The sequence below is a fragment of the Nitrospira moscoviensis genome (genome assembly GCF_001273775.1).
GTDB lineage: Bacteria > Nitrospirota > Nitrospiria > Nitrospirales > Nitrospiraceae > Nitrospira_D > Nitrospira_D moscoviensis.
This window is the reverse complement of sequence record NZ_CP011801.1, coordinates 2,962,833-2,985,685: the sequence shown is the minus strand read 5'-3', so window position 1 is coordinate 2,985,685 and position 22,853 is coordinate 2,962,833. Positions and strand designations below refer to the sequence as shown.

Sequence of the window (22,853 nt, the reverse complement as noted above, 5' to 3'; positions counted from 1 at the left end):
TCTTCCGACAAGCTTAGTCCTTCTCTCCGCCCTTCAGATAGCCCAAGCCGATTTTGACTGCGCGCCGGGTGATCTCCGCCCATCGGACGGGCGGGTAGGCGGCCAGCACGGCCGCTGCTTTAGGGTCTTGAATGTCGAGGTCGGCGATTTTGATCGTGCCGTCTGTAATGTGCACTTCTGCCACAGGCATCCTCCCTTGTGATCTGTCCGAATCAGTCTGTCGTCTCCAAGGTCAACCGGGTCGGACCGGTTGCGTTGACGGAGATGGGAACGCATGCTAGCATGAACCCGCGTTTTTCTCGACTTTGGGGGAGCGGCACGTTTCGTCACAAGGAGGAGCCTATGAACCCGACGCAAGGGCCGTCCATGAAATTGGCCGGTATGACCGTGGCCGTTCTTCTACTCCTGGGGCTTACCGCGTGCGGAGGTCCGCCGAAGTGGGTGCACAAAGGATCCGGCGCCTTCAATGAAAAAGACAGCAAGGCGTTCTATGGTGTGGGGTCGGTGGTCGGCGTGCGGAATGAGCCGCTGGCCTGGGATACCGCGGAGAACCGCGCGCGGGCCGAAATTGCCAAGACGTTCGAGACCTACACCGGCTACCTCATGCGGGACTATGCCGCTTCCACCACCGCCGGCGACTTTACCCGCAATACGGAAGAGCAGAATGTGGAGCGGGCGATCAAGACGGTGACGACCGCCACGCTCAGCGGGGTCCGACCGGTCGACCGTTATAAGGATGACAAGACCAACACCTACTACGTCCTCGCCAAATTGAACCTCGAAGAGATGAAGAACAACCTGGAGCAGGCCAAAGAGCTGAACGCCCAGGTGCGCGACTTCGTGCGAAAGAACGCCGATCGGCTGTTCGAGCGCCTGGAAAAAGAAGAAGACAAGCGGCTGAATCGCTGAGCGGGCGAGGGAACGTCATCTTTCCAGGAGGACCAGTGTGATCGAGCAGAAGCGCCGTGCCGTGTTCCTTGTCGCCTGCGCCATGGTCATCGTCGCGGGCTGCGGACATGAGACCAAGGTCACACGTGTCGACGCCGGAGTCGTCACGGATCTGAGCGGCCGGTGGAACGACACCGATTCCCGCATGGTGGCGGAAACCATGGTCAAGGAATCCCTCAGCTATCCTTGGTTGAATAACTTCTCCCAGTCCAAGCAGCGCCAGCCGGTCGTCGTGGTCGGCACGGTCCTCAACCGCAGTCATGAGCACATCGACGTGCAAACCTTCATCACCGATTTGGAGCGGGAGCTGACCAATTCTCAGAAAGTCACCTTCGTCGCCGGCAAAGGCGAGCGCGAGGAGCTTCGAACCGAGCGCAAGGAACAGGCGATGTACGCCCGGGAAGACACGCAAAAGGCTCCCGGCAAGGAAACCGGCGCCGACTACATGATGAAGGGCACCATCGCCACGATCCTTGACGAGGCCGACGGCACGAAGGCGGTCTTCTACCAGGTCGATCTCCAGATGATCGATTTGGAGAGCAATGCCAAGGTCTGGTACGGCCAGAAAAAGATCAAGAAGGTCATCGAAAAAAAGCGGACGGTTTTTTAGCTTTCGCTGACTCCGTTGAGCCCCTTCCTCTCACGCTTTGCCCACGGTGGCGCTGTGCGGTGGAGCGTTTCTCCGCAGTCGTTGGTTCTCGTCATCCTGATCGCCATCCTCTTTCTGCCCGGCTGCGGCTCTTCGGTCAACCGCTATCTGTTGATCGAGCAAAGCCTGCAAGCCGGTGACTTCACTCAAGCTGCGGCCATCGTGGAACGGGCGGAGAAGGATTACGGCGGGAAAAGTCGACTCCTGTACGACATGGATCGTGGGATGACGCTGCAGCTTGCCGGGCAATATCAATTGAGCAGCCTCGCCTTGGAACGGGCGGAAGAGGAGGTGGAACGGCTGTATACGAGAACGATCCGTTCGGAGACCGCCGCGTTTCTGAGCAACGACAACGCCCTACCCTATGAAGGAGATCCCTACGAGCACGTGATGATCAACGTGGTCAAAGCGCTCAATTACGCCGCGCAGGGGGAGTTGCGGGAGGCGCTGGTCGAAGCCCGGCGGATCGACCACCGCCTGAACGTGCTGAGCGACCGGGTCAAGGATGCGGGCAGCTATCGCAATGACGGCTTCGCCCGCTACCTCAGCGGCATCTTGTATGAAGCCACCGGCGATCTGAACAATGCCTTCATCGCCTATCGCAACGCCTACGAGGCGTATGAGGCGGCCCAGGTCTGGTCCCGGACGCCAGGCCCTTCGTCGCTCCGGTCCGATCTCCTCCGCACCGCCGAGGCGCTCCATTTGACGGCCGAATTGGAGGAGTATCGCCGCCGGTTTCCGGAACTTTCCTCCGAGACTTTCTCTAGGCAAGAGCCACTCGCCCAAGTCGTGATGATCAGCTATAATGGCCGCGCTCCGCGCAAAGAGGATCGGTATTTGGACTTGCCGATCAGCTTGGATGCGCTGCAATTGGTGTTGCTCAACCGCGGGTTCTCTCCATCCGCCCAACGGAATCGCGCCGCGGACAGCATCCTCTACGGGCTCAACGGCAGAGTGGTACGGGTGGCGCTGCCCCGTCTGGTGCCGCAGAAAACCCAGGTCCGCTTCGAAACCATGACGTTGACCGACTCGACAGGCCGTGCCATCACCGTACGATCGGAGTTGGCTCACGACGTCACCGCGCTGGCTGAGAAGAGCCTGTCCGATCGTCTGCCCGGCATCACGGTCAAAGCGCTGGCCCGGGCGGTCACCAAGTTTGCCTTGGCCGAAGGCGCGACCAGAGGGGCGCAGCAGGCGGCGGGGAAGGATGCGGGGCCTTGGGTCGGTCTCCTGGTCGGCTTGTTGAGCAAAGGGCTGGCGGTGGCGTCCGAAGAAGCGGACAAACGGAGCTGGCAAACCCTCCCGGATGAAATCCATGTGGCGCGGGCATGGGTGCCGCCCGGCTCGTACCAGGTTTCGATTCACCCGTCCGGGCAGCGGCAGGGCGGCGGGCACGATCGGCAGATGCTCGATTTGGCGCCGGGCCAGACCCTCTTCCTGATCCAACGGGTGATGCAATGATGTCACTGCGTCCATCAATCACGGCGCTGTTGGGCTGTTGGATGTTGGTGCTGTCTCTGTCCGGCTGCGGGTGGTTCGGAGGAGGAAAGGCCAAGCCCGGATGGGTGGAGGGGACAAGCGCCGACTATCCTCCGGCTCAGTACTTGATCGGCGTGGGGCAAGCGGACAACCGGAACGCCGCGGCCGACCAAGCCTATGCCGCGGTGGCGCGGATCTTCAAAGCGGAGGTGGCGGCGCAGGCCAAGGATTGGGAGTCGTATCTGGTCGTGGAGAACCGCGGCTCGGCCGACCATGAACGGCGCTTGACACTCGATAGCGTGACGAAGGTTTCCACGGACAAAATCCTCGAAAACGTCCGCATTCTGGATAATTGGTACGACCTGCGCAAGGGACTGCACTATGCCTTGGCGGCGATGCACCGGCCGCAAGCCGAAGCCTCGCTGATGGAGCGCATCACGACCCTGGACCGAACTGTAGAAGCCGATGTGCGGGACGCGCGGCAAGCGTCGGACAAACTCCTCAAGGTCCGAAATCTCCGGCGCGCCGCCAGGAATCTCGTGCTGCGTGAAGCGTACAATGCCGACTTGCGCGTGGTGCGGCCCAGCGGGCAGGGCCTTCTGCCGCCGTATCGCGTGAACGAATTGACGAACGAGTTGGAGCAGTTCCTCGCGGCCAACCTGGCGCTGGCCGTGCAGGTGAGCGGCGACCATGCGGAGCCGATCCAGCGGGCCTTGAGCGAGGGGCTCATCCGTGAAGGGCTGTACGTCGCGTCCGGGACCGTGGGGCCGGAAGGGGCGGCGCCCGAGCTGGTGGTGCGGGGCACCGTCCGTCTATGGCCGATCGAGGTCCGGGATCCGCAGTTCAAGTATGTGCGCTGGTGCAGCGATTTCGAGGTGGTGGAGCCGGCAAGCCAGCGGGTGGTGGGCGCCGTCTCGCGCGGCGGCAAGGAAGGTCACCTGACCGAGCGTGAAGCTACGGCGAAGGCGCTGCGCGTCATCCAGAAAGAATTTTCGACGGACCTGGCGAGAGCCGTCGCGGCCCACATCTATGGGGAGGCCGACTTGCCGCAAGCCGCCGATCCGCCCGCCGGCTGTCCGCGGGACGATCCCTCGATGAGACCGATTCGGTGAGCCACTGTCACCTTAACCAGGAGGATGGACGATTGTGAAAAAATCAGAAGGGAGATCGATGTCGCGCGCGCCTCGCAGCCGCGGGCGCGGACTGACGAAGACCGGCCAAAAGGTATCGAGCCGCCTTGCGAAACGGCGCCTCGGCGAGCGGCTGAAAACCGACACGGCGGCCTTCAATCAAGGGAACCTCGCCGAGACGCTCCGCAAACAAGGCTATGAAGAGCTTCCGCTCGATGAATTGCAGGACCGCCTGTCCAAGCTGCAGTCGCCGTTGGCCGAGGTGATCCTGAAGGGGAGGGTGTGACAGCATGCCGTACTACTATTTCGATTCGTCCGCGCTCGTCAAACGGTACAGCATGGAACGCGGGACGCGCATCGTGAACAAGCTGATGGTGAAGCGGGGGAAAGTCGCGATCCTGCCGACCTGGACGGTGACCGATTTCTACGCCGTCCTGGCGACCCGCGCGCAAGAGGGGCACATCACGCGGGACGATTGCTACTCCGTACTGTATAAGTTCGAAATCGAGTCACGGCAGGGACTCTATCAATTCATCTCGCCCACCATGGCCACCTATCTCGCGACCAAGGAACTGGTGCTGGAATATCCGTTTTTACGGTCGCCTCAGGTGATGCACTTGGCGCTCGCGATGGAGCTGAAACCGCTGCGGCTCACCGTCGTGAGCGCGGATACGCAGCTGTTGGCGGCGTCAAAAACCGCCGGGCTGCACATCATCAATCCCGAGGAGGACTGAGTCCCTGCGGGCCGTCAAGGCAGGCCGTCAAGGACATTGATACTCGGCGATCATCGAATCGATCACCGTGCGCCAATTGTCGGCGGCTTCCCGCAGACGCCGGGTTTCTGACTCAGCGGGATCGGCGGGGCCTGAGGGGGCGGTGGCTATCACATCGAGTGCCCGGTGAAGGCCGCTGTGAGCGAGGGCTAGGTTTCCGCAGACTCCCGAAGAGGCCGGAAGTTGACCTCCCGCTCGCCTAAAGAGCGCCATGGCGCGGTAGGTTTGCTCCTGCGACCGAAACAGCGCTTCTTGGATCCGATAGGTTTGGGCGCTCGATCCCGACTGGGTTTTCGCCAACTGCGCCGCCATGAGGGCCGCCCGGCCCATCGCCATGGCGGCTCCCTCCGGATCATCATTGGCGATCGCGTCTTCCGCCTTGGCCTGGAGCCGGTCCAACTCGGCTTTCTCACCGATGACTTGAGCGATGGCGGACAGGGGAACGCACAGCAGGAAGGCGAGCGCCACGCGAAGCGTCATGCCGGCGGAATTGCCGCTTGAGCCTTCCACACGTCTGGGCATCGTGGGCGCACTGTACTGAAGTGGCCGGCCTGTGGCAAGTTGCGGCGGGGGAAGGAGGCCAGTATAATCGCCTCCGCTTCGGCGGAGAGGGAACGAGATGCGGGCCTGCCGCCACAGGAGGAAGGAGCCGTCGCGTGCAATATTGGGTGAAGATCGTCTTTGTGGACAATCAGGAACTCATCGTGAAAGACGCGGTGCGTCACACGATCAGCGACGACATGGAAGTGTTGGAAGTGGATTCGCCGCGTGAAGTCATTATCGTGCCGATGAAACAGATCAAGTATCTCGCCTGCGACGCGACCGTGTTCGCCACGAAAAAGCCCTCCTGAACGCCTTTCCTCCGGAAGGCGCATCACGCGGCGTTTTGGAGCAAGTCCAACACGGCTTCGCTCCAACCGGCGCATTCGATGCCGGGCGCGCGAATGCAGTCGGGCCGGTCGCCATCCGTATCGTACGAACCATCCGGCTTTTGCAGAAGGACCAGGCGGTCGGCGTTCGCGCGCAGGGGGAGATGGCTCATGCTGTCGCCGATCACGACGGTCTCGACGTCAGCGGCGCGGTCTAGGCCCTGCCACTTGCGCCGGTAGCAGCGCAGGAGGATGTCCGCCGCTCTTGACGCATCGTTCCCGCCGGTCAAGTGGAAGAACCGCTCCCCTCTGGTGCATCGGAGTCCACGGGCGGCGATCTGGCGCCGGATTTCCTCGAGAAGCGACGCCGGGCCGTTCATCAAAAACGGCTCGTCGTACTCACGCAGCTTGGCGCGAAGCGCTTCTTGCCGCGAAAGGCCGGTCGCCCGCATGATGTCGTCGAGCGACAGATCGCCGAATCCGTGGAGCGGCGTGTTGACCGCGTCCTCGATCTGTTTGAGCACGTCCCGCAGCATCGCGTAGGGAGTCCCGAGCTCGATGACGTCATAGGCGGCGCGGCGGCGCGACCGTTCCAGCGGGAAATCAAACGTCTGCGGAGGGATGAAGACGGCCGCTCCGTTTTCCACGATAAACGGATCCGTGTGGCGCAGGCGCTCGCGCAGGGGCTCGATCTCCGCCCGCGTCTTTCCCGACAGCAAGACCACGGGGATGTGGAACGATTTCAGCGCGTCGAGCGCCGATCTCCCATGGTCCGTGAGAGACCCGCCCTGCGCGGGCAGGCAGTGGTCGAGATCGGTGAAAAAAACAAATCGGCGCATAGTCACTTGTGCTTCCCCTAGGCCGCCGTAACGGCGCGGCAAGATAGCAGTGCAGGCGGCATGCCATCACGCTGCCATTCAAAACCGGTCATTCCGGCGTGGTTGGGTACCGACCTGGAGGATCGGCTAGAGGGGCGCCCCTGCACTGGTGTAGGCGAGGGGAAGCAGTGGTGAGGGTTACGGTTTGTCTGTCGAGAGCTTCTTCCCGAGCCGACGTGCCAGGCGGATCATGCCCGGCGACCGGTCCGCCGGATCCAACAACACGTTTAAGACATGGAGTCGGCCGGGATCGGCCAAGGCCGCGGCGAGCCGTTGCTCAAACTCGCCTTGCGTCCGAACTCGTGAGCCGACGCCGCCGCCGATGAGATCGCAGATACGATCGTACTGCCATTCGTGGACATCGTTGAACGGTCCTTCGAGGATCTCCCGTTCGGTGGAGTACCCGCGGTTATTGAGGAGGACCACGATCGGAGCCTGTCCGTACCGGACACAGCTGGCGAGCTCTGTTCCGGTCATTTGAAACGCCCCGTCTCCGACCAGCACAATCGGGCGGAGCGTGGGGTCGGCAAAGGAGGCGCCGAGGGCGGCGGGCACCGCGAACCCCATCGACGTGTAATAGGCCGGCGAGAGAAACTCGAAGCGATGGCGGACACGCAGGTCCGCGGCTGCAAACAGCGATTCGCCTACGTCGGCGATGATCAACGTCTTGTCGGTGAGGACCGTGTCGAGGTGCCGGAAGAGGCCCTTTAACGTGACCGAGCTGTCCGCCGGAGGCGCGGCTTCCGTGATGACGCTCCGGACAGGCATGGTTCGAAGAGGAAATGAGGGCAGCGGTGTATGCACCAATCCCTGCACGAAATCCTGGAATTTGATGGACTCATATCGGTGATGCTTGATGGCGACGCGATCCGCGGTGGCGTGAATCGTCCGGCCCTCGGACAGTAAGGGAGAACTGGCATCCAGATCTTCCACGTCCGACAAAATCGAGCCCAGGATCAGCAGGCAATCCGAGTCGTTGATGAATTGCTGGACCTCTTCCCGGCCGATGAGTCCGCCGTAGACGCCGACATAGAGCGGGTGATCTTCGCGGATGATGGACTTGCCGAGCAGCGTGGAGGCGATGGGAATATGCAGCCGCTCGACCAAGCGGCCCAAATCATCCTGCAAGCCGAACCGGCCCACTTCCGCTCCCACCAGCATGGCGGGGCGCTTCGCGGCTGCCAACATCGTTCGCACTTCGCCGAGGGCTTCTTCCAATGCGGCCGGATCGCTCGGTGCGTCCTCCAAACAGAGGGGGCGCCCGCCCGCCGTGAGGGGGGTATGCACCATGTCACGAGGAATTTCCAGGTAGATCGGCCGCCGATAGCGCAGGAGCGCCGCGAAGGCCCGGTTCATCTCCCGCTCGGCGGTCAGCGGATCGTCCAGCGTCACGGCCGCCACGGTCATACGCTCGAATACTTCGCGCTGCGTCGAAAAATCCCTCACCATGTGATGCAGATACGGTGTGCGGGTGCGCTCTGACAATCCGGGGGAACCGGTCAACAGGACGACGGGCGACCGCTCGGCATAGGCGCAGGCGATTGCATTGACTGTGTTCAGCCCACCGACGCAATAGGTGACGCAGGCCGCGCCGATGCCGTTGATCCGGGCATAGGCGTCCGCGGCAAAGCCGGCGCAATCTTCCCGCGTCGTGCCGATGTGCTTGATGGGAGACGCCTCGATCAATTGGTAGAGCGAGAGGACGTAATCGCCGGGAATTCCGAAGATATGCCGGACACCGAGCCGGTGCAGGCGGTCCAGCACTGTGGAGCCGATCGTCGCTTGACCTTTCATCACGCCACTCTCCTGTGTCTCGCCCCTGCGTCGATTTCAGGAAATCACACTGCCCGCAGGCCGTCAAGCGCCTTTGTAGGTGCCAAAAAGTCGCTTGACGTTTCCATCGCGGCAAGTGGATAAGAGCCACATGCTGTCAGAAGACAAGCCGACCGGCCAAGTGCGGATCACCAGGCAGCGGATGATTGAGGGAGCGGGCCATCTCTGGGTGTACGCCGGACACATCGGACAGGTGACGGGCCGGCCGGCGTCCGGTGATGTGGTGGACGTAGTGGCGCCCAACGGCCGCTTCTATGGGCGCGGTCTGTTCAATCCCGTTTCGAAAATCCGCGTCCGGCTGCTGACCCGTGCCGATGAACCGATCGACCAGGCGTTCTGGGCTCGGCGGATCGATCAGGCTAGCAGATTGCGGCAGTGCGTCGTCAGCGAGACAACAGCCTATCGGCTGGTGTACGGGGAAGCCGATCTGCTACCCGGCCTGGTCATAGATCGGTACGGTGATGTCGCGGTGATGCAGACATTGTCGGCCGGGATAGACCAGCGGAAAGAGCTGTTGGCGGATCTGCTGCTGAATACGACCGGCGTCCGCTCGGTATTTCTGAGGAATGACGCCAAAAGCCGGCAACTGGAAGGACTGCCGGGCGAACGGGGGTACATCCGGGGCGGTGGAGCGACGCAAGTTGAGATTCGCGAAGGCCCGGCCCGGTTCCTCGTCGACATCGAACGGGGGCAGAAGACGGGATGGTTTTGCGATCAGCGGGAGAATCGCTTGGCGGCGGCGAGGCTGGCTCGCGGCGGCGAGGTGCTGGAAGTCTTCTGCCATACCGGCGCGTTCGGTATCCAGGCGGCGCTGGCTGGCGCGACTTTCGTGGAGGGCCTCGATGTGAGCGAAGACTCGCTTTCACTGGCCCGGCACCATGCGCGGCAGAACGGTGTCGAGGGCCGCTGCTCGTATCGAGGGGCGGACGCATTCGACGAATTACGACGGCTGGTGAAACTCGGGAGGCGCTACGATCTTGTGACGCTCGATCCTCCGGCGTTTGCCAGGAGCCAGCAAGCGCTGTCCCGAGCGTTGGCGGGATATAAGGATGTGAATCTGCTCGGACTGAAGCTGGTGAAGCCCGAAGGGTTCATGGTCACCTGCTCCTGCTCGCATCCGGTGACGGAAGAGGACTTCTGGAAAGCCGTGCGATTGGCCGCTCGGGATGCCGGACGCGATATTCGCCTGATCGAACAGCGGGGACAAAGTCCGGACCATCCCATCCTCGGCGGCATGCCGGAAACCCGCTATCTCAAATGTCTCATCTTGCAAGTCCTGTGACCGGAGCCGCGGCTTAGCAATGAGCGAAATATTGAGGCGCCTCAATCGCTGGGCGGCTCGAAGTGGCCCGCGGGCCGTTGTTGCCATGGGACGGTCGTCTGGCGGGACTGCTTCACCAAGCTGCGGAGACTCATCTCGGCGGCGCGCAGTAACTTCGGGTCGCCGGCCTGCATGAGGGCGGTCAAGAGGACATAGAGCGAACGGTCCATCCGCGATCCCGAGAGAATCCGTTCTGTAACCGGATCGGCCTGCGTGGGCGACGGCCCCTCCTCTTCGTCCTGCTCATCGAACAGTGTTGCGAAGGATTGGGGTGGTTCGAACAACCATGGAGGCGGTACGCGGAGTGCTGCCGCGAGTGCTTCGATGGTGCAGGCCGAAGGATCTGTTTGATTCTCCTCGATCTGGACCAGGAGCTGAGCGTCGATGCCGGTTGCGTCGGATAACGACTGAATTGATTGGTGACGGAAGACTCTCCAGGCTTGGATAAGCGAACCAATGGGCATGCAGTGATGATACAAAAACGCTTCGGATGGTTCAAGGGATCTGAAGCGCTCGATGTTTAAAAATATCATTACTTTCAATGGCTTGTGCGTTGGATTGCTCGGTGGAAGATTAGAAATGAAATCGGGTACAATACTCCCCAGTTTGTAGAAGGAGGTTATGGAACCATGTTGGGAACTGATATTCGCGGCATTATGGCCGAAGAAGAGGAAGTGCAACGTCGTCAGCAGGCGCTGAAATCACTGGTGCAAATGCGGGCCAAGCAGTTGCGGGAATCGCTGGACGAACGGATCAAGCGGGCGAGAAGCAGCGGTGACTGGACGCAACTCTCCAAGGCGGAGTGTGCGGATTTGCACAAACAGGAGAAAGCTCACCTGAAGTCGCAACTCGAGCAGTTGCAGTATGAACAAAACCGGACGAGAGGAAAGTTGACGGCGCTCAAGCGTGCGAAAGCCAGAGCGCAGCGCATTCGGGCGGCCGAAGCGGCGTCGGAACGAAAGCGGCGGTAGCATCGGGCGCAGCAGTCCAACCGCAGACGATTCTCATTCAGGTGCCGGAGCAAAGCCGCACGTGGGTTCTCCTCTCCTGCCTCTGACTCGCGCGCAGGCTCACCTCATCAGAGGCCTCCTCAGGGATAAGAAAATCCGCACCAGGGAAGGCGCCTTCGTCGTCGAAGGCGCCAAGTTTTGCCAGGATCTCTTCCGCCACCACCCCGGTTCGATTCTCAGTCTTACCGTATCTCCCCGGTATCTACGTACCGAGGACGAGGCGAGCCGTGTACTGCGTACCGGGTTGTCGGCGCGCCAATTTACCTGTTCTGATGACACGTTTGCCGCACTCTCGGACGTCGACACGCCGCAGGGGATTCTCGCGGCGGTCCGGCAGCCGGAATGGGACGAAGACCCTCTCTGGCGTCCGGAGCCGGTGCTTGGTTTGTACGGAGATCAGATACGCGACCCCCTCAATGTGGGTGCCATCATCCGAACGGCCGCTGCCTTGAATCTCAGGGCCGTATGGCTCAGCAGCGATTCAGCCGACTGCTTTGGGCCAAAAGTGGTGCGCGCGGCAGCCGGGTCGGTCCTCACGCTTCCCATCTTCCGCATCAAGGATCTCGGGACATTTGAAGCGCACGGTTGCGCCATCTATTCGGCCGTGTTGCCTGACGCCGGTACCGTGTCACTGAGAACCATTCAGCAGCGGCCCATCCGTCTCGTCCTGGCAGTCGGCAACGAAGGGCAGGGACTCGCCCCCCAACTGCTCAAGGCCTCGACTCTCCGGTTCTCCATCCCGTTGGCCAGGAACGTGGAGTCACTCAATGTCGCAGCCACCGCCGCGATCGCGGCGTTCTACTTCAGCGGTCTGCCGACTCAATGACTCTGGAGGAAGGGGTCGGTGGTGCCGAGGGACAGAATCGAACTGTCGACACCAGCCTTTTCAGGGCTGTGCTCTGCCAACTGAGCTACCTCGGCACGCGTAGGATTTCAAGGAGTTACGATACGATACACCCTCAATAAACACCGAGTGCCAACAAAAGTGCCAACAAGGTCTATTTGGTTGGTCGCGGCGTGGAGGGTGCACCTTACCTCAAGGGCTTCGATTGGGTCAAGATCAGTGCAGGATTCTCGCTCGGTTTGCTTCACAAGAGCGAGAGGGAGCTTGGAATGGAATCTATCCACATTGAATTGGAAGCTCGGCAGCGCCTCCGAGAACTGATCCAAGCCATCAAGGATGTTCCAGACGAAAATGACGATGAAGGTACAGGGTTCTACCCCGTTTCCGCGGACACTTGGGTTAAGAGTTTCTCCCCCTCCTGCTGAACCGCCAGTCTCCGCCGCTGTCGGGGATTGTGCCAGCGTTCGATGTAATCAAAGATATCCGCTCGCGCCTCCGCTCTGGTCCGGTACTGCCGCCGGTTCACCCGCTCGCGCTTGAGCACCCCAAAGAAGCTTTCGGCCGCCGCGTTGTCGGCACAGCTGCCCACCGCACTCATGCTGCTGGTAATGTAGTGCGCCGCCAAGAACTGTTGGTATTCGTCCGAGGTAAACTGACACCCGCGATCGGAATGGAGAATGACCGGCGTGCGGCTGGGCCGCTGCCACACCGCCATCAACACCGCTTGGACCACCAATTGGCGGTCTTGGCGCGGACTCATCGACCAGCCCACCACCAGGCCGGAATACAAATCCAGCACGATGCAGAGATACAACCAGTGTTCCGCGGTGCGGATGTAGGTGATGTCCGTCACCCATTTGGTGTTCGGGGCGGTGGCGGTGAAATCCCGTTCCAAATGGTTCTGCGTGCCAGCGGGTGGGACACCGGACGTCTTCCGGCGCCAGCGCCGCCGCTGCGGCACGCCCTGCAAGCCGGCCCGGCGCATTAAGCGGGCCACTCGGTGGCGGCCACAGCGCTCGCCGGCGTAGCGCAGTTCCTCCCACATCCGGGGACTGCCGATTACGCCATCGTGTTCGGCATGCAGCGCACGCATGCGCCGCACCAGCCGGGCGTTCTCCGCCGTTCGCGCACTTGGCACGCGTGTCGCCCAGCCGTAATACCCACTGGCCGACACCCGCAAACAGCGGCACATCACTCGGATGGGAAACGCATCGCGGCATCGTTGGATCATCCGAAACTTCACGTCGACGCTTTCGCGAAGAACGCTGCCGCCTCGCGCAAAAAATCCCGCTCCTTGGTGACGCGAGCCAGCTCCCGCCGCAGGTGGCTCAGCTCTTCATCCCGCGAGCGCCCATTGCCCACAAAAGCCTGCTGGGGCTGACGGCGCAACTCACGCCGCCACCGTCCCAACACATTGGCCCCGATGCCCAGGTCGGCGGCGATCTGACTCACCGTCACTCCCGGTGCGTCGAGCATGGCCACCGCTTCTCGCTTGTACTCCGCTGAAAACTTCCGTCGTGCTCCCATGACACCCCTCCTGGCCCATTATGGACCTTAAGTGAGGTGTCCGCAAAATCGGGGCAAAACCCACATCATAGTGAAAGGACATCGAAGAGGTGAAATACCATCATATTGCGAGAGGTCTTTGAATACGGTAGGCTCCACGGCCATGACGCCTGACGCTTATCTCATGGATGCGTCCGAACGACTCGCCGCATTGATTGAAGACCAGAAACGGCTGTTGTTCCTTATTCGGCAGACCAGACGCCATTCCGAAACATCTCAGCTTGACCAAGCGGCAACGGCAATTGAGTCACGTTCCCAGGAGAAAGGCGGGCAGGCTTTTTCTTCGCATGAAGGGCATCGAAGGCCGCAGCCACTGCGGCTCGTTCCTCCTGTGTGATTGCTTCGAATTTCTGAAGGTCATCTTCAGTCAGCCGTAAGCTCTTTGACCCTGGCTGAACAATCCTGGTCCCGTGGCGGAAAACTGGCTTTTCTACATACTGGTCCCAGGAAACAATGAAGCACCATCGGCTCTCACATAGGCTAACTTCCTTGATCTCGCCGGTTGTTCCTGCGGGGATCGTGACGTGATCGACGAGAAGCCGAACGAGCAACCCTTTCCGCACTTCCGCCGTATCATGGCCATGAATTGTAGCAAATTGCGCGTTCTCATCGCGGTCGTCGCTTTGCTCATCCTGCCTGGTGAGGCTCCAGCAAGCGAATTCTCCGGTTCGGTCGTTTCTGTCCTCGACGGCGACACGATCGAGGTCCTGCGCTCCAACCGCGCTGAACGGATCCGGCTCAACGGGATCGACTGGGTCAAGCCTTTGGGAAGAAGGCCAAGCAAGCTACGTCGGCCTTGGTCTTCGGGAAGGAAGTCAGGTTGCAAACCTTCGGAAAGGACAAGTACGGGCGGACGATCGCCGATGTGCTTCTACCGGATGGAACCAACGTCAATCACATCCTGGTCAAAGACGGCTGGTGCTGGTGGTATCGGAAGTACACGCCTGGGAATGTGATCTTAGAGGAGTTGGAACGAAGGGCACGAGGATCAGGCCTAGGACTATGGGCCGATCCTACTCCTATCCCGCCTTGGGTCTATAGAAGAACCACACTTACCGAGCCTCGCTAGACCTTCTTTCATGCAGCAGGCACCAGGCCGCGGAACCGGATCCCTTACCTCTGACTCCGCCAAGTTCCTACTTCTTCGGATTTTCAGTTGCTGGAGGAGTCGTTGCCGTTGGCGGTTCAGGAGGGGCCTGCATCGGCGGTTGTTCTTGTGGCGGCTGAGGCTTGAGATTGTTAATACCATCTAAACTCTTCTTCATTGGTTCTTGATCTGACATGGTTTGCACTCCATTAGATGTTTGGCTTAGCGCCGAGCTGACTGCGACGGCGACGGCAAAGACTGCACCGAAGTAGAACGCTACAATCGTCGCTCTGTCGAAGGTTTTCAATTTCAAATGCTCGCTCGATTCACCTCGGAGGCCGTTCTCAATGAGTTCGGAATTTTTCTGATATAGTGTCAAGGCGAGAAAGATTGTGATGAGGAACCCAAGAAATGAGACGAGATAAAGGCCGATCTCCCATAACTGGGAAATGCCCTTCGTGGTCAACAGCGTCACAAGCACTCCTACTCCACCAGCCGAAAGGGTAATCAATGTTTTATCGCGTGCCATCCGTGTCTGAACCCACGCATCCAGCATGACGGAGTAGTGGGCGACATTCTTGTTTTCCAACTCTCGCAATGATCTTCGCTCTCGTTCTTCAGGGGATTCAGGCATGAGCGCTCTTGCTTAAAAATTACGGATGGGTCAGTGAAGTCGCATGTTAGACAATGGACATTACAATTTCCAGGATAATGATACTGACATGGAACTCATAGGAATTATCTTGGACTTATATTGATGTTGTGGCACGCTCTCCTATGAGGGGCATTGCCTGACGAGATTAGACTAAAATGAAATTCTTCTGCCTCATTTTTCTGGGCGTCATAATTGGGCTGGTGGCCATCGTTCCATTCTCTCTCGCTGAGACCAAAGTCATCACAGCCGATGCTCTCTACACGATGGGAGATGGCGAGTCGCCATCATCAGCAGAGGCCCAAGTACTTCAAAAGGCAAAGCAAGCGGCATTAGAACAGGCCGGAACCTATGTGGAGGCCTATAGCAAGATTCAAAACTATGATCTGACAAAGGACGAGATACAGGTGCTCACTGGAGGGGTGCTCGCCGTCGAGGTGCTTGAGAAGACTCGGACGATGGTTGGCGACGGACTGCGCTTTTACACCAAAATTAAAGCCACCGTGACGACGGACAAGATGGAGGAGATGGCTCAACGGATCAAAGGTAGGAATGTGGCTCAGGAGTACAAGAACCTCCAGGGAGAATATACTCGTCTCAGCCGTGAGTTGGAGACCTGGAAGAAAGTCGCCGCAGAGGCAAAGGCGGATGCAAAACGCCAGACTGCTCTTGATCGGATCAAGGAGAGTGAGCAGAACTTTGCGCGGATCCAACAGAACGAGGCAGCCTTACTTCGGCGTCTCGAAGCCGATAGTCTTCTGTTTGACCGCCTCAAGGATCTGGATCTGGAAGGGGTGATTCAAGCCCTGAAGGATGGCGCCAATCCTAATGCGGTTGATATGACACACAAAAGGAAATCGTCAGCTCTAGACACACTTATAACCTTCGGAGCCTTTCCGCGAAGCAAGAAGGAGAAGAACGAAAAGATCGAAGAAACTACAATTGAACTTGCCAATGCTCTATTCGCACATGGGGGCAAAGTATCAAACATCTACGACAATGAGATACTTTTTTTCCCGATTTCAGAAGGTTGGGCGAAATTGACTGAGTTGCTCATACAGAATGGCGCTAATTTCCGGAATAAAATGGACGGGCGAACTCCGATGGAGTGGGCGATTCATTACAACCAGCCCAAAATTGTGGAGGTCCTCACCGCTCACGGTGTCCGACGGGTTGATACTGGGAAGGCCTCGGTCATACGATTTATCAGTGCTGCGGACAGAAGTGACACATCGCAGATGATCCGCCTCTCACGTGGGGGAGATATAGACGTTAACGCTAAAGATGATCGGGACCAAACAGCGCTTATAGCTGCCTTGAGATGGCCGATCGACGAAGAAGAACGATATCGTACCATCATGCTTCTATTAGAGCTTGGAGCGGACCCAAACGTTACAGGAGAGAGCCAGTTGAGGGGCCTCGAAGGGATACCAATTCACCTAGCAATCGGAATGAATACGCTTACTCTTAATAAGCCTTATGGTGACAGTAAAAGACTGGCGACTCTCGCTATCGAAGAGCTCCTGAAGCATGGCGGGAAGGTAGCTCATAGAGATAGCACTGGCAGAACGCCGCTTCATATCGCTGCGAAGGATGACAACGTGGTTGCGGCTGAGATTTTGATAGCCCATGGTGCCACGGTAATGCCTCGGGACAAATCAGGAAAAACACCACTGGATTACGCGGAGTCGGCGGCAATGATCAAGTTTCTCAAAAGTCACGGGGCTACAGAAAATCATTGAATCATTCCCGTCAAATGCCAACCTCTTAAAGTGGTAGTATCGTGCCTCAGTGATCTATCCCTCGATGCAGGTTGCTGTAATGCGGTTCACGCGGCGGATCGCCTGAAAGTTGAAGAAGGCTGGTGGCCCAAAGTTCCGCGCTGCTTGATTATCGGCGAGGGTCCAGGCAAGCCAGGCAGAGGACCTCATCCTTAAGCCGCCACCTGATTGCCCCTGGAAACGGGATGACGAGGTGGGCTAGATGCGGCGAGGAGTTTCAAGCGGTGTTGTTGACGGTGATCTCGATAGCATGATCTCCATTGTGACACTGCATTTAGTTCTCTTCGGTGTCGTGTGCAGCAAACCTTTGCGCCGACCACAGCTTCAGGAGATCCTTTCCCACTGACTTACCGAGGCGCTTCGATGCTTCCACCATGCCAGACCATTCGGCGTGGGTATAGTCCCTGTGTACCTTCGTCGACCTTTGTCCCAAAATCTCCATGACTTCGAAGTCGAGAGCTCCTAACTTGCGGCTGTGAGTGGAGTAGCAGTGCCGAAGGATGTGATGTGTAACATGCTGAGGTACTTTGGCTGCTTTGCCGATCGAGATGATTGTCTTCCTTAAGTTCCCCACGTGCTTTTCAGGCTGGCCACAGCGTTTACAATGGATAGTCCGACGATCAAACCTGGGAAACACCCATCGTCCCGCACTATCGATGGACGTTAGATGCTCAAGAAGAACGGTCCGAAGAGGCTCGGTGATAGGCACATCCCGATCCTCGGCATCCTTCGGTGACCAGCCCTTCTTCACTCGAATGTGAAGAATATTGTGTTCTAAGTCCACATCCCCTGGTTCCAGATGCCGTAACTCATCTATCCTCAAGCCACACTGATAGAGTACCAAGAGGAGGGGAAAGTATTTTGGATAGAGTCGAGCCGCTGCGCGAAGAAAGCGTTGCATTTCAGTCGGGGAGGGAATGCTTTTCTTCTTCTTGGGGACTGTTGGCTTTTCAATATCCGATACGGGGTTTCCGCGTGTGTATTGATAGATTTTCCTGGCGATCTTAAAAATGTTCGAGCACGTATTCAGCTCTTTTACGACGGTGGCCTTCTGTACCTCTTTGAGTCTCTTTTGCTTCCATTGCTCGACCAGCAGTGGGGTCACTTCTTCGAATGCCAGTTGTCCGAAGGTGGGTATGATCTGGGTCCTGAGAATATCGACGTAGCGCAAGCGCGTGTTGCCCGCACGATTGGCGGTCACATATTGGAGGTATTCACCGCCTTCGTCCGCAGGATTTGTCGGATCTGGCAAGCGACAGAATTCTCCTATCGTCAGCTTAGCCCCTTTTGACGCGCCATGGGGACGCCCCAGATAGTCTTCAATGAGTGCCTTGGCTTTGTTTGCTGCTGCTATCCTGTTTGTCTCGCCTGTGGATAGATACACATATGGCTGCCCGGGACGGAGGCGAAATTTGACCTGGTAAAAGGGTGAGCGATTCCGCTTAAAGACGTACGCTTTGGGCAGCATAAGTGTCTCACGTAGTTGCGTCTATGTGGCTCGTGTCAAGTTGAACGCAGGCCGCACCGATTCTTGTTGATCCACGCGTTAATCTCATCGCGGTCAAACCGAAGTGTGGAGCCGATTTTGATGAATGGGATCTGCTTCGTGCTGGTGAGGTAGTACAGGCGGCTTGGCTTCAGCTGGAGCAATTCACAGGTCTGCTTGAGAGTCAGAAGAACGGGAGCGGAAGTAGTCATCGAACGAGCTCCTTTGCACATACCTCCCATAGGGGACTGGCAGACAACATCAACCGGAAATCTCTGGCCGTATCGTTACGCACATGACTGCCGAAGCTCAGATGGTTCTGCTGCAAACGGCAGTGACCTCCCATCGAGCCGTGCGAACGGATAAGGTCACATTGTCAGATCCCTGCTGGGATTTGAAGGTTGGTGGCCTCTTTTAGGGGCAGTAAAGCCTCTTTCGAAGTATTACCGAATGAGGAGGGCAGTGTAGGAATGGCTCAATGGCTTTTCTGGACTAATGTGGTACCGACAGGTTTTGGAGTGGGTGGGGTACTCACGAAAGCAGGTGAGAGTCCTCCGGCTATCGAAGGTCAATCGATCGCTGCCCAGTCGTACCGAAGAAGTTCTTCCTCGCTTTTCTTCTCCTTGCACAGAGCCCGAAGGGCCAAGACCGGCCGGCGAGCCCAGACGTGAAGCGTGATCCTGGTGTAACCGTTTTGACCCTCGATGCTTTGGAAGTGAACGACATACAATCGCTGGCCCTGCTGATTGAGCCAGCCGGCCCGCCGGTATGAAGTCCACCCCCATGAGACTGTGTTTGGTGACGGAGCCAGACCGGGCATCATCGCCTCCGCAATATTAGCGGACCGGCATGATCACATGCTTCCACCGGTTATGGCTGTCTGGGCTCACGATGAGGCAGGGACTGACCGGTTCCTTCATATGTAGTTGAAGGCGCTTGCCTGGGCATGTCCGGAGCGCATCCAGCAGATAGCGGGCGTTGAAGCCGGTTTTGAATTCCTTGCCGGCGACGACGGCCGGGATACTCTCCGTTCCTTCCCCCACGTCTGCACTCTGGGCGTGGATGGTGAGTGTGTCAGGTGTCAGAGCCAGACGTACGGCTTGAGTCTGGTCGCGAGCAATCACGGCTACGCGATGGAGCGCCTCTTCGAACATCTCGCGGTCGATTTCCATACGCGCGCCGTTCAGGACGGGGATGACCTGCTGGTAATTGGGATAAGTCCCTTCGATGAGGCGGCTCGTCAGGATGACGTTCTTGACGGTCACGCAAAAGAGCTTCTTGGAAATAGCGATGGGAACATCCAACGTATCTTCCTGAGCGAGTAATGTGGCCAGCAACTGAGCGGCTTTCTTGGGAATGAGGGCGTTGAGCGGCTGGGGTGCAGAGGTGGTCCATGTGCCGGCATCTGATTCAGCGATGACCAAGCGGTGCCCGTCAGTTCCGACAACCTCGATCGAAGGCGGGTCCGGTGGCTTCATGGTGATGAGCACGGACTGCAGGACGAACCGCTGATCCTGATCGGGAACAGCCGGGAGAACTTGCTGCAGACAGGTGAGGAGAGCGCTGCTGGGGATGCTGAACTGAGCGGGCTCGTCAAAGGCAGGGAGCTGAGGATAGTCTTGTGCGGACATCCCATGGAGTGTGAAGCGGCTGTTTCCCGACACGAGCTTGATCACGTGTTTCTCATCAGCCTGCCAGGTGATGGGATGCTCGGGATCGAGTTCCTTGATCACATCGGAGAGGGCACGGGCGCTGACGGTGACGCGTCCGGGTTTCTGCACGGTGACGTCATAGGTACCTTGGAACCCAGTTTCCAGGTCAGTGCCCAGGACCTTGAGGCCCGCGGGAGTGGTTTCCAGGAGAGCATTGGCGAGGATCGGGAGGGTGGATCTGTTCGAGGTGAGGCCTAGCAGATTCCGGATGGCGTTCAGCAGGATGTTGCGGATACAGATGAACTTCATAACAGCCTCCACAGAGTCTGAGAAGACGTGAGTGATGTCCTGGAATGACCAGCCAAAGAACTCGAGAGGTCAGGCGGCAGGTTGATCAGCATCATCCTGTGAGGCAGCCTGCAGGGCCTTTCGGACAAGCCCGCCACTGGTCACGAGATCCATGAACCAGAACTGGTCCACCTTGCGGAGTGGGAAGGCGAGGGGATGTTCACTGATGAACCGGAGCAGGTCCGAATCGGTCACGTACCAGGCGTCGTGGGCGCGCTCGGTGCCCCGTCGTCGGATGTGAAGCTTCTCCTCGCGAACCCATCCTTCGATCACCCGGTGATCGCAGCCGAAACACAGCTCCAGCTCGCGCAGCGTATAGCCTTCTCGGTACCGCAGGCTCAGCTCCATGTGGCGGCATTTCATTTTCACGGACGTGACGGAGCGTTGCAGTTTCCTCGCGATCCAGGGCAGGAGGCGGCTGCCAACGTGCTCGAGGAGGAACGCTTCCTCTTCCTTGGTCCAAGGCTTCGGATCCCGGTGATAGGTGAGCCCGAGCTCCGCGGCGCGGCGCTTGATCACCCATGTGGGCCATCCAAGCATGGCGGCGATGTCAGCCGCGCGTCCTTTCATGGTGCCATCGTACCGAGTACGGAGCAGCTCATCTCGGTCTGCTGTCCACTCGTATTTCTTGGCGACCTGCCCTCGATGTTTCCAGCGACAGCAGGGGCCGTACTGGGCCGCCGCTGTGCCCAGGAACGGTTTGCGGCAGTCCTTGCAGAATCGCTCCGATTTCCCGGCTCGCTTGGCCATGCGGCAAGCCGGCGTGTGCGGCTGGAGGTCTTGGATGGTGGGTGGCTCGTTCCTGGATGTCATGGTGTCTCGGGCGTGACTGCTCCGTGATGGTCGACGCAATTGACGATGACGTGCTGGCCGTAGCTGGGCCCTTCCGTGATGTCCCAGGCCTGGATCTGGGGCACGAACATCTCGATGACCCGTGTCACCGTCCGAGTCTCCTGTCCCTTGGGCGTGTCGCAGTATTCCTCCTCGGGCGGCAGTTGCTTGGTGGTCTTGTCGGTGAAGCCCTTAATGATCCAGCGAGTGGATCCGGTCGCGATCGTCTGGTTGTTCAACATGCCTGCCGCGATCATTCTCGCGAGATGCCCTTTTCTGAGCGGCATGAGGGGAGTACAGGGGCCCGTGACGGGAAAGTGGAGGGCATCGTGGATGCGGGGGTCTCGCCAGATTCCGTGTGCGGCGGCCTCGGCGAGCTGGTCTTCGGGCGAGACCCAGTGGCTGCGGAACTCGATCGGTTCCGGAATCAGTTGAGGAGGGATCGCATACAGCGGGGTGAGGCGGCCCTCGAAGGATTGGTAGGCAATCTCCTCCGTCGCGAGTGCATCGATGCGTCTCCGATCGCGCAAGGGCGAGGCGGTTTTCTCCCCAAAGATGACGACCTGCCGGAAGGCGAGGTACTCCGGATGAGGGAACCTGAAGAACGCAATCTGTCGATAATGGGTCGCCAGATAGCGGCGCAGGTCCTTCGTGACCCGCGGCTCCGGGATGATGAAGACGAGAATGCCTCCCGGTTGCAGGACGGGAGTGAGCAGGCGGAGCCAAGCAGGTTCGCTGCGCTGGCGTTTTCCCAAATCATCGTACGGGGGATTGAGGAAGACGAGGGACATGCTCTGCTTCTGGATGCTGGTGGCGAAGGCGTCGGAGCGGAGCGTGTCCTCAAGGATGATCTTCGACTCCTGGAATCGGTCTCTATCGAGCTCGATCCCAAAACTGACCAACCCAAGCGATTGGGCCAGGGCGCGTGCTGGTTGGCCGAGCCCGCAACAAGGATCACAGAGGCGGCCGGAGTGGCCAGAGGGGTTTTGAATCAGCTCGGCGATGGCGCGGGTGACGGGTTCCGGCGTCGGATAGAATCCTGCCTTTGCTCTGGCGATCGTTCTCATGGTCCGTGGCTCGCTTGTCAGAATGGTGAAGGTTCTTCCGGCCCTGCTCAGGCTGGAACCGGTAGCGCGCGGGCTTGCAGCTGGGTCGTGAGGAAGTCCTGCACGGCGCGACGCGGAGGATGGACTTCCCAGGCGTGCAGCCTGTGTCCAATCAGGGGAGTGATCCAGTCAGCCTCCAGCCCGAATTGCCAGAGGGCCTCCGCCCAGGACGCGAGAACCGGAAAGGGCAGCAGCCGGTCGAGCAGCGTGATGAAGCCGGACGGAATCGTGTGGGCGGTGCCGTGAGGGCTGATGAGATACGCGGGCTGATTGGGCTCGATCCCAAAGGCCGTGGCGGTCTTGGGGATCCAGAGGGAGGAGATGAGTCCGGAGGGGAGCCGCCGGTGAAAGGACTGGATCTCCAAATCGGAGGGCCTGGGCCAGGAGAACAGTCCGACCTCGTCGATCTCGACCTCATGGCCGAGGCTCATATTGGCGCGGATCGCTCGCATGCTCGACTCTCGCGCGATGAGTGACAGCACTCGCAGTGAAAGGCCAGGCTGCTGGTCCTGGTAGGCATAGGATTCGATCAGGGCTTCGAAGCCGTTGACGTGGAGCATCTTCGGGTCGTCATCCATCGTGTGGGAGCGGTCGTCTGTCATGAGGGCCT

At 59.2% G+C, this 22,853-nt stretch carries 25 protein-coding genes and 1 tRNA gene; 12 read left to right on the top strand and 14 right to left on the bottom strand.

All coding sequences use genetic code 11. The features are described from left to right. Positions 1 to 13: 13 nt before the first annotated feature. Positions 14 to 184 carry a hypothetical protein gene (locus tag NITMOv2_RS24005; protein WP_187299225.1) on the bottom strand — a complete coding sequence of 57 codons (171 nt, stop codon included), beginning with the start codon at positions 182 to 184 and terminating at the stop codon, positions 14 to 16. A 158-nt stretch (positions 185 to 342) separates the two neighbouring features. Here NITMOv2_RS24005 and NITMOv2_RS14570 point away from each other — a divergent pair, with 158 nt between their 5' ends. From NITMOv2_RS14570 to NITMOv2_RS14545, 6 genes are read left to right on the top strand one after another with little or no spacing between them, the layout of a single operon-like run. Further along, the gene (locus NITMOv2_RS14570) at positions 343 to 909 is read left to right on the top strand and encodes an LPP20 family lipoprotein (protein ID WP_053380562.1); all 567 of its coding nucleotides are present in this window, start codon (positions 343 to 345) and stop codon (positions 907 to 909) included. Between the two features lie 37 nt (positions 910 to 946). Continuing rightward, positions 947 to 1,558: a penicillin-binding protein activator LpoB gene (locus NITMOv2_RS14565; protein ID WP_145976360.1), complete on the top strand. Its 612-nt coding sequence runs from the start codon at positions 947 to 949 to the stop codon at positions 1,556 to 1,558. Positions 1,559 to 1,612: 54 nt separating this feature from the next. After that, positions 1,613 to 3,058, top strand: coding sequence for a COG3014 family protein (locus tag NITMOv2_RS24000; protein WP_187299224.1), 1,446 nt, complete (start codon positions 1,613 to 1,615; stop codon positions 3,056 to 3,058). After that, on the top strand, positions 3,055 to 4,188 hold the full coding sequence (locus NITMOv2_RS14555; protein WP_187299223.1) for an LPP20 family lipoprotein: 1,134 nt from the start codon (positions 3,055 to 3,057) through the stop codon (positions 4,186 to 4,188). Before NITMOv2_RS24000 ends, NITMOv2_RS14555 begins: the two co-directional genes overlap by 4 nt. Positions 4,189 to 4,246: 58 nt before the next feature. Further along, positions 4,247 to 4,492: a hypothetical protein gene (locus tag NITMOv2_RS14550; protein WP_053380559.1), complete on the top strand. Its 246-nt coding sequence runs from the start codon at positions 4,247 to 4,249 to the stop codon at positions 4,490 to 4,492. Between the two features lie 4 nt (positions 4,493 to 4,496). Beyond that, positions 4,497 to 4,940, top strand: a complete 444-nt coding sequence (locus NITMOv2_RS14545; RefSeq protein ID WP_053380558.1) for a type II toxin-antitoxin system VapC family toxin — start codon at positions 4,497 to 4,499, stop codon at positions 4,938 to 4,940. Between the two features lie 27 nt (positions 4,941 to 4,967). Here NITMOv2_RS14545 and NITMOv2_RS14540 read toward each other — a convergent pair whose 3' ends face one another. Beyond that, positions 4,968 to 5,501 (bottom strand): hypothetical protein, encoded by a 534-nt coding sequence (locus tag NITMOv2_RS14540; RefSeq protein ID WP_145976359.1) that lies wholly within the window; start codon positions 5,499 to 5,501, stop codon positions 4,968 to 4,970. A gap of 134 nt (positions 5,502 to 5,635) precedes the next feature. Here NITMOv2_RS14540 and NITMOv2_RS14535 point away from each other — a divergent pair, with 134 nt between their 5' ends. Beyond that, positions 5,636 to 5,830, top strand: a complete 195-nt coding sequence (locus NITMOv2_RS14535; RefSeq protein ID WP_053380556.1) for a cupin domain-containing protein — start codon at positions 5,636 to 5,638, stop codon at positions 5,828 to 5,830. A 23-nt stretch (positions 5,831 to 5,853) separates the two neighbouring features. Here NITMOv2_RS14535 and NITMOv2_RS14530 read toward each other — a convergent pair whose 3' ends face one another. Both NITMOv2_RS14530 and NITMOv2_RS14525 read right to left on the bottom strand, forming a co-directional pair. Then, positions 5,854 to 6,687 (bottom strand): HAD-IIB family hydrolase, encoded by an 834-nt coding sequence (locus NITMOv2_RS14530; RefSeq protein ID WP_053380555.1) that lies wholly within the window; start codon positions 6,685 to 6,687, stop codon positions 5,854 to 5,856. 177 nt (positions 6,688 to 6,864) lie between these two features. Next, positions 6,865 to 8,520: an alpha-keto acid decarboxylase family protein gene (locus NITMOv2_RS14525; protein ID WP_053380554.1), complete on the bottom strand. Its 1,656-nt coding sequence runs from the start codon at positions 8,518 to 8,520 to the stop codon at positions 6,865 to 6,867. A gap of 130 nt (positions 8,521 to 8,650) precedes the next feature. Between NITMOv2_RS14525 and NITMOv2_RS14520 the strand changes: the two genes are divergently transcribed. After that, positions 8,651 to 9,841, top strand: coding sequence for a class I SAM-dependent rRNA methyltransferase (locus NITMOv2_RS14520; RefSeq protein ID WP_202967235.1), 1,191 nt, complete (start codon positions 8,651 to 8,653; stop codon positions 9,839 to 9,841). A gap of 41 nt (positions 9,842 to 9,882) precedes the next feature. Here NITMOv2_RS14520 and NITMOv2_RS14515 read toward each other — a convergent pair whose 3' ends face one another. Continuing rightward, entirely contained in the window at positions 9,883 to 10,344 is a 462-nt protein-coding gene (locus NITMOv2_RS14515) for a helix-turn-helix domain-containing protein (protein WP_053382098.1), read from the bottom strand. Positions 10,345 to 10,509: 165 nt separating this feature from the next. Between NITMOv2_RS14515 and NITMOv2_RS14510 the strand changes: the two genes are divergently transcribed. Together NITMOv2_RS14510 and NITMOv2_RS14505 are read left to right on the top strand one after the other, a co-directional pair. Further along, positions 10,510 to 10,851 (top strand): hypothetical protein, encoded by a 342-nt coding sequence (locus NITMOv2_RS14510; protein WP_053380553.1) that lies wholly within the window; start codon positions 10,510 to 10,512, stop codon positions 10,849 to 10,851. 61 nt (positions 10,852 to 10,912) lie between these two features. Then, positions 10,913 to 11,716 carry a TrmH family RNA methyltransferase gene (locus NITMOv2_RS14505; protein ID WP_053380552.1) on the top strand — a complete coding sequence of 268 codons (804 nt, stop codon included), beginning with the start codon at positions 10,913 to 10,915 and terminating at the stop codon, positions 11,714 to 11,716. Positions 11,717 to 11,735: 19 nt separating this feature from the next. Here the strand turns inward: NITMOv2_RS14505 and NITMOv2_RS14500 are convergent. After that, a tRNA-Phe gene (locus NITMOv2_RS14500) sits at positions 11,736 to 11,811 on the bottom strand. A gap of 296 nt (positions 11,812 to 12,107) precedes the next feature. Continuing rightward, a protein-coding gene (locus NITMOv2_RS14495) for an IS3 family transposase (RefSeq protein WP_145976358.1) occupies positions 12,108 to 13,261 on the bottom strand; the annotation gives its coding sequence in 2 pieces (ribosomal slippage) (positions 12,108 to 13,012 and positions 13,012 to 13,261; 1,155 coding nt in all). An 835-nt stretch (positions 13,262 to 14,096) separates the two neighbouring features. On the opposite strand from NITMOv2_RS14495, the gene NITMOv2_RS25095 reads away from it, so the two are divergent. After that, entirely contained in the window at positions 14,097 to 14,369 is a 273-nt protein-coding gene (locus NITMOv2_RS25095) for a thermonuclease family protein (protein ID WP_420799875.1), read from the top strand. A gap of 67 nt (positions 14,370 to 14,436) precedes the next feature. On the opposite strand, the gene NITMOv2_RS14485 is transcribed toward NITMOv2_RS25095, so the two are convergent. Next, complete coding sequence (locus tag NITMOv2_RS14485; RefSeq protein ID WP_145976357.1) at positions 14,437 to 15,021, bottom strand: hypothetical protein; 585 nt, start codon at positions 15,019 to 15,021, stop codon at positions 14,437 to 14,439. A gap of 176 nt (positions 15,022 to 15,197) precedes the next feature. On the opposite strand from NITMOv2_RS14485, the gene NITMOv2_RS14480 reads away from it, so the two are divergent. Beyond that, entirely contained in the window at positions 15,198 to 16,781 is a 1,584-nt protein-coding gene (locus NITMOv2_RS14480; protein WP_053380549.1) for an ankyrin repeat domain-containing protein, read from the top strand. Positions 16,782 to 17,094: 313 nt separating this feature from the next. Here the strand turns inward: NITMOv2_RS14480 and NITMOv2_RS14475 are convergent, their stop codons facing one another. The 6 genes from NITMOv2_RS14475 to NITMOv2_RS14445 all read right to left on the bottom strand — a co-directional run bounded on the left by NITMOv2_RS14475 (position 17,095) and on the right by NITMOv2_RS14445 (position 22,845). Further along, complete coding sequence (locus NITMOv2_RS14475; RefSeq protein ID WP_053380548.1) at positions 17,095 to 18,288, bottom strand: tyrosine-type recombinase/integrase; 1,194 nt, start codon at positions 18,286 to 18,288, stop codon at positions 17,095 to 17,097. A 35-nt stretch (positions 18,289 to 18,323) separates the two neighbouring features. After that, complete coding sequence (locus tag NITMOv2_RS14470) at positions 18,324 to 18,518, bottom strand: helix-turn-helix domain-containing protein (protein WP_053380547.1); 195 nt, start codon at positions 18,516 to 18,518, stop codon at positions 18,324 to 18,326. Positions 18,519 to 19,142: 624 nt separating this feature from the next. Next, positions 19,143 to 20,267, bottom strand: a complete 1,125-nt coding sequence (gene dnaN / locus NITMOv2_RS14460) for a DNA polymerase III subunit beta (protein WP_053380545.1) — start codon at positions 20,265 to 20,267, stop codon at positions 19,143 to 19,145. Positions 20,268 to 20,336: 69 nt separating this feature from the next. After that, positions 20,337 to 21,119 carry a hypothetical protein gene (locus tag NITMOv2_RS14455; protein ID WP_053380544.1) on the bottom strand — a complete coding sequence of 261 codons (783 nt, stop codon included), beginning with the start codon at positions 21,117 to 21,119 and terminating at the stop codon, positions 20,337 to 20,339. Further along, positions 21,116 to 22,204 carry a DUF6094 domain-containing protein gene (locus NITMOv2_RS14450; protein ID WP_053380543.1) on the bottom strand — a complete coding sequence of 363 codons (1,089 nt, stop codon included), beginning with the start codon at positions 22,202 to 22,204 and terminating at the stop codon, positions 21,116 to 21,118. The genes NITMOv2_RS14455 and NITMOv2_RS14450 overlap by 4 nt, the downstream gene beginning before the upstream one ends. A gap of 47 nt (positions 22,205 to 22,251) precedes the next feature. Further along, complete coding sequence (locus NITMOv2_RS14445) at positions 22,252 to 22,845, bottom strand: hypothetical protein (RefSeq protein WP_053380542.1); 594 nt, start codon at positions 22,843 to 22,845, stop codon at positions 22,252 to 22,254. Positions 22,846 to 22,853: the final 8 nt, after the last annotated feature.